Source organism: Anabaena azotica FACHB-119 (assembly GCF_014697625.1).
GTDB classification, from domain to species: Bacteria; Cyanobacteriota; Cyanobacteriia; order Cyanobacteriales; family Nostocaceae; genus Trichormus; species Trichormus azoticus_A.
In genome coordinates this window covers 13,423-31,914 of the sequence record NZ_JACJSG010000053.1, presented here as the reverse complement: position 1 = coordinate 31,914, position 18,492 = coordinate 13,423, and the positions used below count along the sequence as shown (strand labels likewise).

Genomic DNA, 18,492 nt, shown 5'->3' with positions numbered 1-18,492 from the left:
TTAACAGCCTTTATTTTTCTGGACTGACGCAGCAAGATTGTCTGTGGGGACTAGATGTAAGGGTGTAAGGGTGTAAGGGTATAGTTTAGAGCTTTTAAACTCCTACACCCCTATATCCCTATAATCTTGTCCGAATCTTTGATTTCTCTTTTTCATGCGTAAGTCCTATGTTTGTAATTTATGCTCTTGGCTATTTCCCTGAGCATATTTTTAACAGTAAACAGTGAACAGTCAACAGTAAAATCCTTGAGCGAAACACCACACCAATTAGCGAAAAGGTTCCGTGGACATCTATCTCACACCATACACCTGATAACTGATAACTGATAACTGATAACTGATATCAAGTATATTTTTTAACTTTATGTATTTAATTCATTGTCATCAGGGAAAGGTAAAATGGGCAAGCGATCGCCACGAAATAGTTCTTCACTAGCTCCTCCCAAGGATTCCCAGGCTTTTAGGGTGAGTTTTCCGGTGGTAAGCAGCATTAGTATAGACGCTGTACCTATTTGTAAGAGGAGAAAATTGGGAATGCTAAACAACAGAAAATTGAATCCGGGAGTTGGTGGGGATTTTTGGGTAATAGGGGGCATTGTTTGTCCTTAAATGATGATCCAGCGAGTAGAATAAGACGCAAAATGCAAAATCTGTATGACTTGTAACTGTACAGGACTATTCTGTCCCATTTAGCTAGCCAAAAAGGTAACGAAATTGTTAACAAAAAACAGCAAAATGTGATAAACCTATGGTTCTAGTTTACAAGTGCAGGCACTACCCCCGAACATTCACTTCCTGTAAAGTTAACTGCCGATGAAAACAGTACTACAAGATAGCCAGCAATCCTTGTTGCAATGGGTCAGTCAAGCAACGGGGATCAACTCTTTGGGGGTGAAAGTCAGGTTACGGGGAAATGACCTTCATATTTTGTGTGAAGGGTTAGAGTGTCCTCAACGCTGGCGCACTCTCTCTGATTTGCTTCATGCCTTACAGAAAACGAATTTAGATGACCTCACCAGCAAAGAACAACCCTCAATATATCAAGTATTTGTCTACGGGCGTAAAAGAGGGGAGTATCGCCCCCAATGGTGTCACAAAGTCCATTTAAATCAGTTGGAACGCCATTTGGAACAGGTAGAACAAGCCCTGTTAGGCAATGGGGAAAAAGTTCCAGGTGGGGCGCTAATTTTATCCAATGAAAGTTTGGCACGCCGGGGAGATGCTAACGCTATTGCTCGTTATCTGAGCGAAACCCTGAGTGCAATGGGTGTGGCGGTGCAGGTAACGGTCAAGCAGCTTCAGCCGGATGATAATTCAGACATATTCAATCGCCTATGGATATTCTGCCAGTCTGCTTACAGTCCTGACCCTTCATTAGTAGCAGAACCAGTAGCCCAGAAATTGCGCCAGTTGAAGCTGGCTGGGTATCGTGATGCGGTAATTGCTTCTCACGTTACAGGTGAAATTAACCCTGAGTGGTTGTTGAGGATTGACTTGACACCGCCAGAGGTGATGCTGAAAGAATGGGCGCGGTGGGGAGATGTACAAGCGATCGCTCGTTTATTAACAGCCACATTATCAGAGTTACAGGTGAAGGTGCAAGTTTCCCAGCAAGAATCCACCTTACACATCTTTTGTGAACCGAGTGGTGAAGATGCTGCCGCACCAGATAAGACAACTTGCGTCGAGAAAATTTTATCACAACTAGAAGCGATCGCTCCCCAAGGTATCCTCGCCGCTACAGTTTACGGACAGAAACCCCAAGACAAGCAGCCAGAATGGATTGATTGGTTAAAGTTACCCGCCAGCGAACATCCAGCCTTGGCTACGCCTACTTTTGATTTAGCTACCTCTGGTGATGAACCTGCAATAGTTTTCTTACTAGAACGTCTACTCAACACCGACATAGACAGGCGGTTAAAAACAGGCGGCTTGCGGATACTCTTTCTACGGAAAGGCGATTTACTCCATATCATGTGTGACGCACCCGTATGTCCCAGTCGTAAACAAGTTGCGCCCAAAGTCATCCAGTTTTTACGCCAATTAAATCTGGCGGGGACGGCGGGAGTGCGGGTTTATGGTCGTCGCGCCGGCAATAAGGAACCCTTTTGGCATTATGGTATGGATTTAGTCCACCGCCAGCGCTTAGTTCCCGAAGCTACCCCAGAATTTGCGGCTACTTCCGAATACATCAACGACCTCATCATCAAAGAGGACGACGAACCCATTTTACGTACTGAAGTCACTACAGAGGAAGTACAAAACTTTGTCGCGGAAGTTACGAAAGATTGGGTGGAAACCGCAACTACCACCGTCAAGAAGTGGCTGCTTAACAGCCAACTATTTACGGAAACAGGACAATCATGCACCCAACCTACCGATGCCCAAGGAGTTAAAGTTGCTTTAGTTTGGGGTACTCTAGGTTTATTGCTGACCCTGCAAACCGATTGGGTTTTGGGCGTGATTGTCAGTCGCACCATGCCCAGTAAGACGCAGGTTGCTAGTATCTCACAATCGTCGTCCTCGAAGCAAGAGCCATCTGTGCAATCCCAGGATGACCAAAACCAGAGAACAGCATTTTTTACTGGAAGTTCTCAGTCCAAAGGCGGCGCGTTTAACGCTTCTGGCTTTACACAAGAGGAGCAACCCCAAAACTTAACAGCCGCACCAGTGCGGGAGAAAGCCACAGCCGCCGCTATCTTATTAGCAGCGCGATCGCAAATGCCGAGTTTTAACGTCAGACAATTAGATGAACAACTGGTGTTATATAGACAACGCATCGCCAAAAATGGCAAACCTGCGGATGTGTTAATTATCGGTTCTTCCCGCGCCTTAAGGGGAGTTGACCCAATGGCTTTATCTAAAGCTTTGGCGTTGCAAGGTTATCCCAATGTTGATGTATTTAACTTCGGAATTAATGGTGCAACCGCCCAAGTTGTGGACTTTGTAATTCGCCAAGTTTTGCAACCATCAGAACTACCAAAAATCATTATTTGGGCTGATGGTTCCCGTGCGTTTAATAGTGGACGGGATGACTTAACATTTAGAGCGATCGCTAATTCTCCAGGTTATCAAAAAATCCTCCAGCAAGCCCAGGCAAACCCCAATGCTGAACAACCAGCAAAAACACCAGAAAAGCCTGCTAAAGAAATAAAAGAAACACCCCAGCCAGAAATCAACAGCTATCAAGCTATAAATTCCTGGTTTAATCAAGGTTTATCAGCCGTTTCCGCAACTTATCAAAACCGTGAACAACTGCAAGCTTTATTGCAAAATAAAATAGCATCATTACCCATATTAAAGGAACAGCCAAAAGCCGGATCACTCATTGCATCGACAACCGATAGTAACGACGAAAATAGTTTACAAGCTGTTGACTTTGATGGTTTCCTCGCCTTATCTGTCCGCTTCAATCCTGCTAGATACTATCAAAAATACTCTAAAGTTACAGGCAATTATGATAACGATTATAAAGACTTCCAAGTAGGAGGCATACAAGATGCCGCCTTCCGCGATGTTTTGCAGTTTACCCAAGCGCAGAATATTTCCTTAGTCTTCGTTAATATGCCTCTAACCGCAGAATATTTAGACCCAGTACGCAAAAAATACGAACAAGAATTTCAGGAATATATGTTAGGCTTAGCCACGAATCCTAAATTCATTTATCGGGATTTAAGCGAACTTTGGCCAGCAGCCAATGATTATTTCTCCGACCCCAGCCACCTCAATCGTTTCGGTGCTTACGAAGTCTCGAAAAAACTAGCCAGTGATCCAATGATTTCCTGGTCAAGTAAGTAGAGATGAGGGAGATGACGGAGATGACGGAGATGAGGGAGATGACGGAGATGACGGAGATGAGGAAAAATAACAACTGTCACCTGTCACCTGTCACCTGTCACCTGTCACCTGTCACCTGTCACCTGTCACCTGTCACCTGTCACCTGTCAACTGTCAACTGTCAACTGACTAGACTATGAATTTTATATCTATCCTATATGGTGTTTTCTTATTGAGTGTATTGGGGATTTATTGGTCTGTGGGTCGTCAGCAATTACGGCTATGGACTTTATTAATTGCTAGCCTTGTATTCTACGCCTCTTTAAGCGTTCAATATATACCCTTATTATTAACACTCACATTTATCAACTTTCGCTTAGGGAGAGAAATTGGCAAAAATACTTCCCCAGGACGGCATAATTTTAACTGGCAAATGTCTAATGAAGAGTGGCAATTTGCTCAAGTAGATTGGAACCGCAAACGGCTAAATATATTATGGGTAGGTATAATTTTAAATGTTTTACTTCTACTCGGATTCAAATATATTAATAGTTTCTTACAGTTAACGTCCAATTCTCCCGTAAACTCTTCAGAATCATCTTGGAAAATTATAGCACCTCTAGGCATTTCATTTTTTACATTTGAATGTATCGCCTATTTAATAGATGTGTATCGTGGTGCGCCTGCAACTAATAATTTTCTCCAATTTGCTACTTATAAACTATTTTTTGCTAAATTAATTTCCGGCCCAATTACCCGATATCACAACCTAGCAAATCAATTCACATCATCACAATTCCCTACTGCTGATAGAGTCTCCGAAGCATTGTGGCTAATTGCTAGAGGTGCAGTAAAAAAAGGTATTTTGGCAGACCGTTTAGGAATTTTTGTAGATTTATGTTTTGGGAATTTACAACGTGCTGGTAGTAGTGACTTGTGGTTAGCAACATTCGCTTATGGCTTACAGTTGTATTTAGATTTTAATGGTTACGTAGATATCGCCCGTGGTACTGCTTTGCTATTTGGTTTATTGTTACCAGAAAACTTTGATTTTCCCTATTTCACTACTAGCATTGCCGAATTTTGGCGACGCTGGCACATGACTTTGGGAGATTGGTTACGCAACTATGTCTACTTTCCTTTAGGTGGTTCTCGTCAAGGCTTAACTCGCACTTGCTGGAACTTATTCCTTGTGATGTTAATTGCCGGAATTTGGCATGGTTCCGCCTGGGGCTTTGTGGTTTGGGGCGTTTATCACGGGTTAGCGCTGGTAGTTCATCGACTGACGGATGTGATGAGCGATCGCTATGAAAAACTAGCACTATTCTGGCAAAATCCTTTAGGGATAGTTGTAGCCTGGCTACTCACCCAAGTCATGGTTTTTACATCGTGGATTTGGTTCCGTCTACCAAACCTGCAAGAATCTTCCTTAGTGGTTCAGCGCCTCTGGGGACACAATGCGGATGCTCAATTTGCTCAAAAGGTCTACATAGAAGCCCTAAATACCAGCCAATCTCAAGTTTCTGTCATCCTGTTTGCATTAGTCGCCCTCATGGTTATAACTTATATCTTCAAAGGCAGGCTAAAACTAGAGTTCAACTGGCCGATCAAGCTTGTCTTCGTACCTCTATGCCTTTATGCTGTTTGGTTGTTTGCTCCTGAAGGCAGTCTTCCTTACATCTACTTCGATTTTTAAAAGCTGCCCGTCTCTGTGCCTATGTAGTTTTAAAATACCGAAGGTACAGAGACATAACACAAGATAAATAATTTTAATTATTAATCATATATTAATAACTTATTTGAATTGTGAAAGTGCGTAAAATCATGTAAAGCTTATATAACAAGCGTACACTTAAAGCGCTTGATTAATAACACCAAAGCAATCATAAAAAAATGACCACAACCTTACAACAGCGCAGTAGCGCCAACGTATGGGAACGGTTCTGCAACTGGATCACCAGCACCGAAAACCGCATTTATGTAGGTTGGTTCGGCGTACTGATGATTCCTACCTTGCTAGCCGCCACCACCTGTTTCATCATTGCCTTCATCGCCGCACCTCCCGTAGACATAGATGGTATCCGTGAACCCGTAGCAGGTTCCTTGATCTACGGCAACAACATCATCTCCGGTGCAGTAGTACCATCCTCCAACGCGATCGGTTTACACTTCTACCCAATATGGGAAGCAGCATCCTTAGATGAGTGGTTATACAACGGTGGGCCTTACCAATTGGTAATTTTCCACTTCCTCATCGGCTGTGCTTGCTACTTAGGTCGTCAATGGGAATTGTCCTATCGCTTAGGAATGCGTCCTTGGATCTGCGTAGCATACTCTGCTCCCTTGGCATCAGCAGCAGCAGTATTCTTGATTTACCCAATTGGACAAGGTTCCTTCTCTGATGGAATGCCCTTGGGTATATCTGGAACCTTCAACTTCATGATCGTGTTCCAAGCAGAACACAACATCCTGATGCACCCCTTCCATATGTTAGGAGTGGCTGGTGTATTCGGTGGTTCATTGTTCAGTGCAATGCACGGAAGCTTGGTAACTTCCTCCTTAGTGCGTGAAACCACAGAAACCGAATCACAAAACTACGGTTACAAATTCGGACAAGAAGAAGAAACCTACAACATCGTCGCTGCACACGGTTACTTCGGTCGCTTGATATTCCAATACGCCAGTTTCAACAACTCCCGTTCCTTGCACTTCTTCCTAGCTGCATGGCCCGTAGTGGGTATCTGGTTTACCGCATTGGGTATCAGCACAATGGCGTTCAACCTCAACGGCTTCAACTTCAACCAGTCGATTATCGACTCACAAGGTCGTGTCATCAATACCTGGGCTGACATCATCAACCGCGCTAACTTGGGTATGGAAGTCATGCACGAGCGTAACGCTCACAACTTCCCCTTAGACTTAGCTGCTGTTGAAGTTACTCCCGTTGCTCTTAGCGCTCCTGCTATCCACGGTTAATCTTTAAGCTTTAACTTGCATATCTTAGCGCTCTCCCAAATTGGGAGAGCGCTTTTTGTTTGTAGTAAGGACTTTAGTCCTTAGAGGCGTTTTATGAATTGTGGTAGAGGGTAAAACGATGTCGAAATATTTCTGTATATACGTTTGATGGTTTTTTCAACTAGTTTTTGTCTAAGTTCCGTTAACTAAGTTTCGTACAGATAAGCTACACTTCAGTGTAATTAATGTTTTTTATACTTTAGACAATTGTTAATATAACTAGTTAGCTGAAAACTTTTAGAAAAAAATATGGGAAAAACTATAGAAAGTATTATATTTGATTTATACAAGCTTACCGAAGATTCTAAGGTCGTCAGTAATAATCTATCAGTCAGACTTCAAGACATACAGCGTTGGATACATAAAAAGAAACCAGGACTCATCAAAAGTAAAAAACATCTAATGCAGTTTCTTGATGAACTAATAACTTTTACTGATACTTGGTTGAAAATCCAAGCTTTAGAGGAAGAAGACAAAAACTCTATATTTAACTTACTACCGGAGTCCGAAAGGTACTGGTATGAATACTTGTTCCCTCAATGGATTAATGAAAAAGATCCTAAAATCCAAATATGGAAACAAAAACTATTAGATGGGAGCTTTACTGGATCAGACGCACCAAGAATTAAAAAAATTCGGGAAAATCTAGAATATTACGGAGGTAATAGTTTTAGCCCATATATTGCTGATCTATCAATGGCTACAGATATAATTGCTGCAACGAACAAAGGAATGCCATTTTGTGTACAAATAACTACTCTCAATATAGTGAAAACATTGGATAAGCAAAATGAATGGCTGAAAACGCTATCACATTGGAGGATTAACCGAGGTTTGTTTATAAGCTTTAATCCTACATTACCTGATGTAAATGAAAAAATAGCACGATGTGTTGTTATCCATAGTGACTTAAACCAAAATATTTGTTATTGTGTAGTAAACATAGATAGATAAGGCATTAAAGCAATGTCTTCAAATTTGGACGTTAGAAAACAAAAAATTGATGAAGTTATGCAATCCCTCCAAAGGGGGCGGGATCTAGTTCGCTCTAGAGAAGAATTTGGAGTAGAAGGCATTCATCAGTTTGTTGAAGATGTAGACGGTGATTGGCTTGAAAATTGGACGTACGAACCTTGTATGACAGCACGCCGAAGAAGAAAAGAGCGTGGAGAAAATTTATTAAAGGTTCGTTCATATATGTTATTGGTTAAAAATCACCAATTAGATAATCCTTTAATGGCGATGAATTTGGTGGTATAAATCAATACATTGTGTTACATAAATTGTGATTCATCAAAAAAAGTTTTTCTACCAAACTAAGCCAATCCATAGCAGGATTGGCTTTATAGACCAGACCGCCGCCTAGTAGGTGGCTTTTATTTTGCCCAGCAAGGCGCGAGCAAGTTTCGGTAAATTCATCATTGAATAGAAAATAACGTGGTGTAGGTCAATTTAGAGGGAACAATAGAAAGCTGTCTTTACCCGTACTACCCGTACTATTTTTATAACTGGACGGACTAAAGTCCTTACTACGAACCATCGGAGGTTCCTAAAAAATGACCAATTAAATATAAGGAACCGCATAAAACTACTAAGTTATCTGTTGAGTTAAATGCAGTTTCTAGGGCTAATGGTAAATCTGGGTAAGTTTGACAAAGAGTTAATTCAGGACAAATATCATTAGCTAACTTGGCTAAATACTCTGTATCTGCGGAATTATTATCTGGTACTGGTACTAGATATAATTGGTCATTTGGTTTTAATAATGCTTGCAAAATATCAGCATGGTCTTTAGTAGATAACATTCCCATCACCCAAGTTACAGATTGACTATTTAAGATATCTACATAATCTCTGAGGACTTGAGCAGATGCGGGATTATGAGCGCCATCAATTAAGAGTTTGTGGTTGTGCCAACTAATCCATTGCATTCGCCCAGGCCATTTAGTTTTTGCTATGCCGTTAATAATTGCCTCTTCAGAAATCTGCCAACCTTTTTGTTGCAAAACTTCTAAAGCGGCTAATGCCAAAGCGGAATTAGTTAGTTGAATTTGTCCCTGTAAAGGTAGAGGATATTTAATAGTTTTTGCCTGGAAAATACTCTGATATTCTGCTAATTTGTCAGAGATTTGATGAGTAGGTTGAGGCAGAATTAAAGGACATTGTAATTCTTGAGCGCGCGATCGCACCACTTTCTCTGCATCCTCTGGTAGCGTCCCAACCACCGCCGGACACCCACTTTTAAGAATCCCCGCTTTTTCCCCAGCAATATCAGCCACAGTCGGCCCCAATTGTTGCCAATGTTCACGGCTAATAGAAGTTATCACCGTCACCAAAGGGTCAGAAATCACATTGGTAGCATCTAACCGCCCACCCAATCCTACTTCTATCACCGCTACATCGACTTGTTGCTGGGCAAAATATAACCAAGCAGCTGCCGTAATCACCTCAAATTGAGTAGGATACTCATCATCTAGGCTAATAGCTGCTTGAACTGTTAACAATAATTTACAAAACTCCTCATGAGAAATTTGCTCTTCATTGACACAAATACGTTCCGTCCAATCAACTAGATGAGGGGAAGTATACCGCCCTGTACGATAACCAGCCTCTGTCAGTACTGAGGAGAGATAGGCACATACAGAACCTTTGCCATTTGTACCAGCAACATGAATTGTGGGAACTCGCTCATGAGGATTGCCAAGATTGGCTAATAATTTGACAATGCGCGAAAGTCCGAGATGAACGCCAAAATGGTGGAATGGGAAGAGTAGGGAATCGATGTTCACAGAGGGGGGAGATGAGGGAGATGAGGGAGATGAGGGAGATGAGGGAGATGAGGGAGATGAGGGAGATGAGGGAGTAGGGGGAGAAATTACTAACTTTCCCTTTCCCCTTTCCCCTTTCCCCAATACCCAGTCCCCATCCCCTAGATTAAAACCGACTGCCTCGGTAAAGAGAACAGTCGGTTAAAGGTTAAAATTTCTAACTGAGATTTAAGCTTCTCTGTTTAAGAAGTTCTGGACTTGTCTTAAAGCAGCAGCACCGATGTTAAAAGCAGCCCAGCCAGCAGCAACTGCGATTGGCGCTAAAACGATCGCTACACGATAATCAATATTATCCATATCTAGAACCCCTCTATTACGTAGAAATTAAATTTTTGTCAAATGTTCTCATTTTTTATTTTTAGCTGAAGTGGACAATTTTTCTACATATATTTGTAAAGAAAAATTAAATTGGTCAATAGTCAATAGTCAATAGTCAACAGTCAACAGTTACTTTCCCTCATCTCCCTTATCTCCCTCATCTCCCTATTCCCCTCCTCTTAGGGGTTAGGGGTGGGTTACTCCCTCATCTCCCTCATCTCCCCCTTCTCCCCTACCTCCCCACTTTCCTATAGGAGGATTTATGAGCAGCCTACCATACTCATTTTTGCTTTCAGTCCCATCTTTTCCCCAAGAGCATTGCTATATATGGAATCCGGGGCTGGTGTGGCTGCATCTTTTATCAGATACTTTAATTGCCATAGCTTATTATTCAATTGCTTTAACATTGCTCTATTTCGTCAACAAGCGACAAGAATTTCCCTTTAAAATCATCTTTCTGCTCTTGAGTGCGTTGATTGTTGCAACTGGCACAACCCACATGATGGAGATATGGACGCTTTGGCAGCCTAATTATTGGTTGTCTGGTTTGCTCAAAGCGATTACGGCAATCATTTCTCTTTGCACAGCATTTGTATCTGTAAAATTAGTTACAAAAGCGTTGCAATTGCCCAGTACAGTACAGCCAGAAGTTGCAAGCCAAAAACTGCAACAGGCAATTGTCAATAGTGCCAACTACACAATCATTTCCGCCACACAGGACGGCATAATTCAGACATTTAATGCAACCGCCCAACGATGGCTAGGGTACACCGCCGACGAAGTGATTGGTAAAACAACGCCGGAGATTATCCACGACAAGGATGAAATCGTCAAAGTGGCACAAGAACTATCCCAAGAATTGGGTGTGAAGATTGAACCCGGATTTGAGGTATTTGTCGCTAAAGCGCGGCTAGGGCAGATAGAGGAACGAGAATGGACATATATTCGTAAGGATGGTTCTCGTTTCCCAATTATGCTATCCGTTAGCCCGTTGTACGATGCGGAAAATAATGTTACGGGGTATCTGGGGATTGGTAGTGATATTACTGCAAGCAAAGCGGCGGAAGCGGCTTTACGGGAAAGCGAACATCGTTATGCTACCTTGGCACAAACTGCACCAGTGGGAATTTTTCGGAATGATGCCTCTGGACGTTGCATTTTTGTCAATGAACGGGCTTGTAAGTTAATCGGCTCCCCGCCGGAAGATGTGCTTGGTGAAGGCTGGGTACAGTCTTTACATCCAGACGATCGCCTGCGTATTGTTACTGAATGGAATCAAGCTATACAGCAAAATTTACCCTTTAAAGCTGAGTATCGTTTTTGCCATCCCCATAACGTCATCAATTGGGTAATAGCCCAAGCAATTCCCGAAAGAGGAACTCACGGTGAGGTGATAGGCTACATCGGTACAATGACCGATATTAACGATGTCTTCGACGAGCTTCGCTTACGCAAACGCACAGAAGAAGAACTCCTCCACCTCAGCCAAGCTTTAGAAAGCGCAGTAGAGGGTATTTCTCAGTTAGATACACAGGGGCGTTACATCAAGGTAAATCCAGCCTACGCCAACATCACCGGGTACGAACCAGAAGAAATGGTGGGGATGGAATGGCAAGTAACAGTCCACCCAGACGACCAAGAAAAGATGATCGTAGCCTACCAACAAATGCTGAAAAACGGCAAGGTAGAAATTGAAGCTAGAGCCATGCGTAAAGATGGTTCAGCCTTCGATAAACAAGTAGTAATGGTCAAAGCCTATAACCAACAGCAGGAATTTATTGGGCATTACTGCTTTATGAAGGATATCAGCGATCGCCGCGAAGTTGAACGTCTCAAAGATGAATTCGTCTCCGTAGTCAGCCACGAACTACGCACCCCCTTAACTTCTATTTCCGGTGCTTTAGACTTATTGGCTAGTGGAGTCCTAGCCGCAGGTTCAGAAGATGCTCAACGGATGTTAAATATTGCTGCTAATAACACCGATAGGTTGGTGCGTCTCATCAACGATATCCTAGATATCGAAAGAATTGAATCGGGAAAAATTCAAATTACCCCCGAAGCCTGCAATGCAGCCGATTTAATGACTCAATCGGTAGAGGTGATGGAGGAAATGGCAGAACAAGCAGGCGTGAAAATCTCCATGTCCCCCTTATCCGCCCGCCTCTGGGCAGATCCTGATCGCATCATCCAGGTATTGACAAATCTCCTCAGCAATGCTATGAAATTTTCTGCTCCTGGTTCTACAGTTTGGGTAAGTGCTGAATTGGGGCAAATAAATTCAAAATTCAAAATTCAAAATTCAAAATTAGAGAAATTTGGTGAGCAAGATTTAGAAACATCTGTTTTTGACAATCTCAGTACAGCGTCTCATATCTTGTTTCAGGTCAAAGACCAAGGTCGGGGTATCCCGGCTGATAAACTGGAATCTATCTTTGAGCGTTTTGGACAAGTTGACGCTTCAGATTCCCGGCAAAAAGGTGGTACAGGTTTAGGTTTGGCTATTTGTCGCAGCATCTTGCAGCATCATGGAGGGCAAATTTGGGCGGAGAGTATTTTGGGCGAAGGTAGCACTTTCTTTTTTACCTTGCCAATTTTCTTAGAAGAGGAGCAGAAAAGCGATGATTTTTTGACTCTCCCTCACACCTTACCTCAGCATTGCCCTAGCTTGACTCCTCCTTTAATCATGCTTTGTGATGATGATCCTTCGGTGCGGGCTGTTGTACAAGTGATGCTAGAAAGGCAGGGTTATCAAGTGATGACTGTGGCTTCAGGAGAGGAGGCGGTGGAACAGGCGACATTAAACCAGCCTGATGCAATTATTCTCAACCTGATGATGCCAGGGATGGACGGTTGGGAAACTTTAGGACTTCTCAAACAGCAGCCAGATATCAAAAATGTACCAGTGATTATTCTCAGTGGTATAGCCCCTGACAATAGTAAAGAACTTCCCCCTGATGTGAGTGATTGGATTATCAAACCTCCAGATGTAAAGTTGTTGTGCCAAGCTTTAGAAAAAGCTACAGCCAAGCAACTACCAGCTATTAAGGTACTAGTTGTAGAAGATGATCCAGATTTAGCACAGTTGTTGATTGCCATGTTCAATCGTCATGGAACATCGACATTCCATGCTCAAACAGGAAAGGAAGCTATACAACTGAGTCAAAATCTCATTCCTGACTTATTGGTACTAGATTTAGGATTACCCGAATGTGATGGTTTTGCTGTGGTGGATTGGTTGCGACAATATCAGCGCCTATCTCATGTACCTTTAGTAGTGTACACAGCCCGCGATTTAGATGAAAGCGATCGCCAAAGATTAAAGTTAGGACAAACCCTATTTCTCACCAAAGGACGCATTAATACCCAAGAATTCGAGCAGCGAGTCATTAACCTACTCAATCGAGTGATTTGTCGGGAAGTAGGTGTGTCAGTTGTCAGTGAACAGTGAACAGTTATCAGTGAACATCAGCTGACAACTGACAACTGACAACTGATAACTGATAACTGATAACTGATAACTGTTATGACTACCAAGCGCATTCTCATTATTGATGATGAATATGATATTCGAGCAGTGGCTGAACTCGCCTTGAAAGCCGTGGGTGCATGGGAAGTTTCTACTGCTGCTTGTGGTATTGAGGGAGTGGCTAAAGCTGTGGCTGAACAGCCGGATGTGATTCTGTTGGATGTGATGATGCCAGATATGGACGGAATCGCCACTTTTCAAGCTTTACAAGCCAATCCTGTTACTGCGTCAATTCCGGTGATTTTGTTGACGGCGAAGGTGCAAGCCGCCGAACAGAGGCGATTTGCTGAGTTGGGAGTTAGAGCCATCATTACCAAGCCCTTCAAAGCGATGAAATTACCGGCTCAAGTCGCGGCTGCTTTAGATTGGTCAACTTAAAAAAAATATCTATCTTTAGACGTATCTCCACAAGTTCTGCATTTTTCAGGTTTAAAGTTAGAAGCAACTAGGAAATTAACAGTTTGACAGTAGTTTTACTGATAGGTAATGAATAAATACCTATTGCCCAAGCCTGATTTTTGAGATTAAAGAAGTAGAATCATTTCCTAGCCACTGCATAAGTCGATTAATTTTTTTTATTACATCTATAACTGAGAAAAATGAAAGATTTAGAACTATTTCACTTCCATCTCGAACGAGCAGTTTATATTTTAAAGTTTCAAGATAAAAGACTTATAGAAACTTGGGTAAATCAGTTACATCTTAATTTAAATCCTGAATATATAGAATCCTGTTTAACAGCAGCAATTTTAGAATTATCAACAACTCATCCAGAAACATTTCACTGGATTTTTGATAAGTTAGCTGATTGGCAGTCTTGCACTCAGTTACTAGAATCAGTTACGAGATTTGCATTAAAAAAACTCATTCAAAAAGGCTTTATGCCTGGACAAGAATTTAGTTTTACGGCAGATAAGAAAATATTATTAAACGAAAATGCCAAAGCCGTAATTATTAAAGATACTGCCAAAACAGACAGTCTCTTACTCGAAAAAGTCCTGCTAACTCCTCAACAAATGTACGCACTCACACCATGATGTCTACTATCACAGTTACATTTATCTCTGTTATAAATCTACTACTGCAACCGATCCGGCAGTGGCTGGAATCTTTAAAAATCGAAAACCCCAAACAAGCAAGGCAAATATGTACAATTATTCCTGCTAGCTGTCCATTTGAAAGAGAAATTAAATTAGGCGATCGCACTCTCGTTCACATCCCGCCCCTATGTAAACTCAATCCTTTCTACGAACAGTTAGTAGAAATCCGCTTTAAAGCCTTGATGTATCTAGCCGATGAGTGTGGAGAAGATGTCACGCAGTTTTGCTAGAAGAATATCAAAGAATAATCTGATTGATAACTTGTAGGGACTTACAATGTAAGTCCCTACAGTTGTTAAATGGGAAAATCAGGTGACAGGTGACAGGTGACAGGTGACAGGTAAGGGAAACTGCCTATTAACAATTCAAAATTCAAAATTCGTCTTGGAAAGTTTCCTACGGCGGGAAACCCGCCTACAGAACTTTCCGCAAAATTCGCGCATTAAAGACATTTTGCCTACGGCACGCTACGCGAACAGTTGGGGATTTAAACCCCAACTGAAAATTTGCTACGTACAGACGTAGGGGTCTTTAACCCTCGGAATTACGATAAAGGGTTTTATGATTTACCTATATCCTCAACTATGTGGCTACTGCTATAAAACTGTCCCCTGTTCCCTGTTCCCTGTCTCGCTCTTGCTCGATTTGGTTGTTAGGGTTTTTTTGAACTGCTATAAAACTGTCCCCTATCCCCTACGATGAAAACTCCGCCCTCAACTGACTCACTACCTGATCTAATCCCACAGAATGGGCAGCTTTGAATAATAAACGATCGCCTGTTTGCACAAATGTTTTCAATCGCGCGACTAAATCGGCGTGAGTGGCAAAGCATTCTGAAGGAATACCTTCGGCACTTCTAGCTAATGCTTCGGCATCTTCACCATCCACCAAAACTAACAACCCGTCTAGCTTTAAGTTGCGTACAGTCTCGCCTACCCTTTGGTGTAACTGTGGCGATCGCTCTCCTAATTCTTTCATCGCCCCCAACACCGCAATTTTCCGTTTTCCCGGTGTATCAGCTAATAATTGTAAGGCTGCTAACATAGCTTCTGGTGCAGCATTATAAGTCTCATCTAAGATTATCACATCATTGGGCAAAATAAAACGCTGCGATCGCCCTGTCGGCATATTCACATTTACACCAGCTTGCAAGCTCGACCATTCAATTCCCAAAACCTTAGCCACTGCAAGGGCCGCTAAATAATTAGTAGCGTTGTGACGACCGGGTAAAGGTAAGGGTAAGCGCAATCGGTCAACTTCCACAGTGGCATTATCGACTAAAGAACCGTGAATATCCCCACCAGACAAGCCATAGGTTAATACTTCTCCTGACCAAACTTTTGCCGCCGTAGCCATGAGTAAGGGGTTATCGTGGTTGAGAATGGCGATGCTATCCTTGGGCATTTCGGTTAATAACTCACATTTTGCCTCGGCAATAGCTGCTTCTGAACCCAGTAATTCAATATGTGCCGTCCCGACGTTGGTAATCACGCCGATGGTGGGATGGGCAATTTGTGTGAGTTCGGCAATTTGTCCCCTACCCCGCATCGCCATTTCGATGACTGCATAATCGAGTGCGTCATGCAGTTCTAGCAGGGTTTTCGGAACACCAATCTCGTTATTGTAATTGCCATAAGTTTTGTGAACTTTGCCTTTTGTGCCTAAGACGGCGGCGATAAGTTCTTTGGTAGTAGTTTTACCTACCGAACCTGTTACCCCAATTACTGGTATATCGAAGCGATCGCGCCACCATCTACCCAGTTTTTGGTAAGCTTCTAAGGTGTTCCTGACTTGGATGACAGGTAAACCCGGATTTTCGTAGTTATGATCAACAATAGCGGCGATCGCACCATTAGCGATCGCCCTCGGCACAAACTCATGTCCATCAAACTTTTCTCCTCGCAAAGCCAGAAAAACTTCCCCAGGTTTTAAAATCCTTGTATCAGTTTGGATACCACTGCTGAGGAGTGATAAAGCAGCTTCAGATAAATTTACCGGACTGGCTGCAAGAGCCTCAATTATTTGGTTTAAAGTAGCAGACCAAGGCATAAAAATTCAAAATTTAAAATAATTTAACGTGAGTTCGATGAACCTCTCCCTCCCAACCTCCCTCTCTCTTGAAAAGTTCTGATGCCTGCGGCGGGCTGCGCCAACGGAGGAAACCTCCGCTCAGACTTTTCGCTCCTAAAAGGCGTTCGCGTAGCGTCTCCGTCAGGAGAGGGAGGAGAAACGAAAAAATCACTCTCTTACTCCCCTCTCCTCGTAGGAGAGGGGTTGGGGGTGAGGTCAAAACAACGCTTGTCAAACTCACGTTAATTTAGTTAGTTTACTCTTACTCAGGACTCATAGCCCAGAAATAAATGTGCCAAAGAAGCTAATGTTCCTTGGCACACTTAAGTATATTAAGTTATTTGGTAATTGCCAAAAATAATTTTTTCACAGTGAACAGTTGTAGGGGCGGGTTCATTGAGTAATTCACGATAAAAACAAATATGTTCCTTAAACCCGCCCGCACTTAAATACGTTGGTGAAAGGCGTATTTTGGCGCTTCTTTATCTTCCAACATACGCCCTGACTGACTGATAACTGGTAACTGATAACTGATAACTGATTTAATCACCTTTGATTTGGTTTTTGAGTGACATGGCTTGTAAAATTCTTGTGCCTATGTCGGGCGAAATACTCAAGGCTTGATATAAATCATTTAAAAAATTTAATTCTTCTTCGTTAATATGGCTTTCACTCAAAACCAAATCACTAGCTATAGCAAAGGCTGCTTCTCGCAAATCTGGAGATAGAGATTCTTTAGCCAAATTAAATAAGGCATTAAAGCCGTCTCGCTGGAGAATTATAAAGTTTTTGTTACATAGCTGGGCGATCGCATCTGTAGAATAACTTCTTAAAGGTCTTGAACGAGACAATTCGCCCAAAATAGAACGCTCTTGTGGATCGGATAAATTGCCATCTGACGCTGTTGCTAGTAAAACAATAGCAACAAAAGCTTCTGCGGAACTAAGTGATTCTGGGGCTTGGTTTTCTCTGCCCAGGAATGTATCCAGTAAATTCATAATAGTCGCTCCTGGTAGGGGTCTCAATAGCGGTACAGTTATCTGTTTGTTTGTGACTTACAGATGAGTCTGCATCGCCCTGAGACTTATATATGTTAGTGTTCCCAGGATTTTTAGATAGTGAACACTACTACTCAATTCGTTGCGACTAAAACTCAGAATTTGAGGATACTTTAACGTTGTTCACTCTTCTCTATTGTTTCGATAACTGCCAAACCTATACCAGAACCTGCGATTAACAGTACTGCTGATAACAGAAAGGCATTGGTCAAAATGCGGAGGGCTTCATCAAAAAAAATGTAGGTGGTCATTGCTTCACCTTTTGAACTCTGTGATGCTAGTAGTATTTATTTCTCCACCTGTTGAGTCAGGGATTCCGTTGAGAAACTGCTAGCACTTGCATCTTAACAAAACTTTAGCTCTTTCAGTTTATGAAAAAAAATATTTCTTTTTGAAGATTCGATGAAATTAGCCCCTATTTGGTTAATTAGAATACTGAAAATATTTTTATGAGAAAAATCCCCCATTTCTTAGACTGTTAACCTAGTAAATCATAGGTAAAATAAAACACTAAAATCTTTATTTTTAGGAAAACCTCGTAAACAGCAGAAAAATCACTTAATTTAATATAAAATCACTAAAATGCTCAAATATTTATCACAAATTTACAGAGAAATTACGGAAGGAATAACGGTCAGATATATTTGCTTTTACATTCAACAAATTATGAGAAAGACTTAAGAATTTATTTACATAAATTATCATTTATCAGCCTCAAGACAGAGGATTTTGTCTAAGGTAAACATTATCGATAACCTCTGTTGTGAACTATGGCGCAAATTCCCCAAAATTAGAGCAGT

Annotated in this window: 17 protein-coding genes; 11 read left to right on the top strand and 6 right to left on the bottom strand. The window is 41.9% G+C overall.

Features of this window, described 5'->3' with window-relative positions; translation table 11 throughout:
• Positions 1-362 precede the first annotated feature (362 nt).
• On the bottom strand, positions 363-596 hold the full coding sequence (locus H6G83_RS28600; protein WP_190478403.1) for a hypothetical protein: 234 nt from the start codon (positions 594-596) through the stop codon (positions 363-365).
• A gap of 217 nt (positions 597-813) precedes the next feature.
• Here H6G83_RS28600 and H6G83_RS28595 point away from each other — a divergent pair, with 217 nt between their 5' ends.
• From H6G83_RS28595 to H6G83_RS28575, 5 genes are all read left to right on the top strand, one after another.
• Complete coding sequence (locus H6G83_RS28595) at positions 814-3,798, top strand: DUF1574 family protein (protein ID WP_190478401.1); 2,985 nt, start codon at positions 814-816, stop codon at positions 3,796-3,798.
• Between the two features lie 175 nt (positions 3,799-3,973).
• A complete protein-coding gene (locus H6G83_RS28590; protein WP_190478398.1) occupies positions 3,974-5,473 on the top strand; it encodes an MBOAT family O-acyltransferase in 1,500 nt (499 codons plus the stop codon).
• A 197-nt stretch (positions 5,474-5,670) separates the two neighbouring features.
• Positions 5,671-6,753: a photosystem II q(b) protein gene (psbA, locus tag H6G83_RS28585; protein ID WP_190478396.1), complete on the top strand. Its 1,083-nt coding sequence runs from the start codon at positions 5,671-5,673 to the stop codon at positions 6,751-6,753.
• Between the two features lie 288 nt (positions 6,754-7,041).
• Positions 7,042-7,746, top strand: coding sequence for a hypothetical protein (locus H6G83_RS28580; RefSeq protein ID WP_190478394.1), 705 nt, complete (start codon positions 7,042-7,044; stop codon positions 7,744-7,746).
• A 12-nt stretch (positions 7,747-7,758) separates the two neighbouring features.
• The gene (locus H6G83_RS28575; RefSeq protein ID WP_190478392.1) at positions 7,759-8,052 is read left to right on the top strand and encodes a hypothetical protein; all 294 of its coding nucleotides are present in this window, start codon (positions 7,759-7,761) and stop codon (positions 8,050-8,052) included.
• Positions 8,053-8,321: 269 nt separating this feature from the next.
• Here H6G83_RS28575 and H6G83_RS28570 read toward each other — a convergent pair whose 3' ends face one another.
• The gene (locus tag H6G83_RS28570; protein WP_190478435.1) at positions 8,322-9,581 is read right to left on the bottom strand and encodes a bifunctional folylpolyglutamate synthase/dihydrofolate synthase; all 1,260 of its coding nucleotides are present in this window, start codon (positions 9,579-9,581) and stop codon (positions 8,322-8,324) included.
• Here H6G83_RS28570 and H6G83_RS35020 point away from each other — a divergent pair.
• The gene (locus tag H6G83_RS35020; RefSeq protein WP_206759006.1) at positions 9,574-9,765 is read left to right on the top strand and encodes a hypothetical protein; all 192 of its coding nucleotides are present in this window, start codon (positions 9,574-9,576) and stop codon (positions 9,763-9,765) included. The two genes, H6G83_RS28570 and H6G83_RS35020, sit on opposite strands and share 8 nt — an antisense overlap.
• 23 nt (positions 9,766-9,788) lie before the next feature.
• On the opposite strand, the gene H6G83_RS28565 is transcribed toward H6G83_RS35020, so the two are convergent.
• The gene (locus H6G83_RS28565; protein WP_190478390.1) at positions 9,789-9,917 is read right to left on the bottom strand and encodes a photosystem II protein Y; all 129 of its coding nucleotides are present in this window, start codon (positions 9,915-9,917) and stop codon (positions 9,789-9,791) included.
• Between the two features lie 283 nt (positions 9,918-10,200).
• Here H6G83_RS28565 and H6G83_RS28560 point away from each other — a divergent pair, with 283 nt between their 5' ends.
• From H6G83_RS28560 to H6G83_RS28540, 5 genes are all read left to right on the top strand, one after another.
• Positions 10,201-13,386: a PAS domain S-box protein gene (locus H6G83_RS28560; protein WP_452038997.1), complete on the top strand. Its 3,186-nt coding sequence runs from the start codon at positions 10,201-10,203 to the stop codon at positions 13,384-13,386.
• A gap of 75 nt (positions 13,387-13,461) precedes the next feature.
• A complete protein-coding gene (locus H6G83_RS28555; protein WP_190478388.1) occupies positions 13,462-13,842 on the top strand; it encodes a response regulator in 381 nt (126 codons plus the stop codon).
• Positions 13,843-14,063: 221 nt separating this feature from the next.
• Positions 14,064-14,501 carry a hypothetical protein gene (locus tag H6G83_RS28550; RefSeq protein ID WP_190478386.1) on the top strand — a complete coding sequence of 146 codons (438 nt, stop codon included), beginning with the start codon at positions 14,064-14,066 and terminating at the stop codon, positions 14,499-14,501.
• On the top strand, positions 14,498-14,794 hold the full coding sequence (locus H6G83_RS28545; protein ID WP_190478384.1) for a Mo-dependent nitrogenase C-terminal domain-containing protein: 297 nt from the start codon (positions 14,498-14,500) through the stop codon (positions 14,792-14,794). Before H6G83_RS28550 ends, H6G83_RS28545 begins: the two co-directional genes overlap by 4 nt.
• A gap of 103 nt (positions 14,795-14,897) precedes the next feature.
• A complete protein-coding gene (locus tag H6G83_RS28540) occupies positions 14,898-15,089 on the top strand; it encodes a hypothetical protein (protein ID WP_190478382.1) in 192 nt (63 codons plus the stop codon).
• A 168-nt stretch (positions 15,090-15,257) separates the two neighbouring features.
• Here the strand turns inward: H6G83_RS28540 and H6G83_RS28535 are convergent, their stop codons facing one another.
• The 3 genes from H6G83_RS28535 to H6G83_RS28525 form a co-directional block, all read right to left on the bottom strand.
• A complete protein-coding gene (locus tag H6G83_RS28535; protein ID WP_190478380.1) occupies positions 15,258-16,613 on the bottom strand; it encodes a UDP-N-acetylmuramoyl-tripeptide--D-alanyl-D-alanine ligase in 1,356 nt (451 codons plus the stop codon).
• Positions 16,614-17,176: 563 nt separating this feature from the next.
• Positions 17,177-17,632, bottom strand: a complete 456-nt coding sequence (locus H6G83_RS28530; RefSeq protein ID WP_190478378.1) for a tellurite resistance TerB family protein — start codon at positions 17,630-17,632, stop codon at positions 17,177-17,179.
• Positions 17,633-17,805: 173 nt separating this feature from the next.
• Entirely contained in the window at positions 17,806-17,943 is a 138-nt protein-coding gene (locus H6G83_RS28525) for a hypothetical protein (protein ID WP_190478376.1), read from the bottom strand.
• Positions 17,944-18,492: the final 549 nt, after the last annotated feature.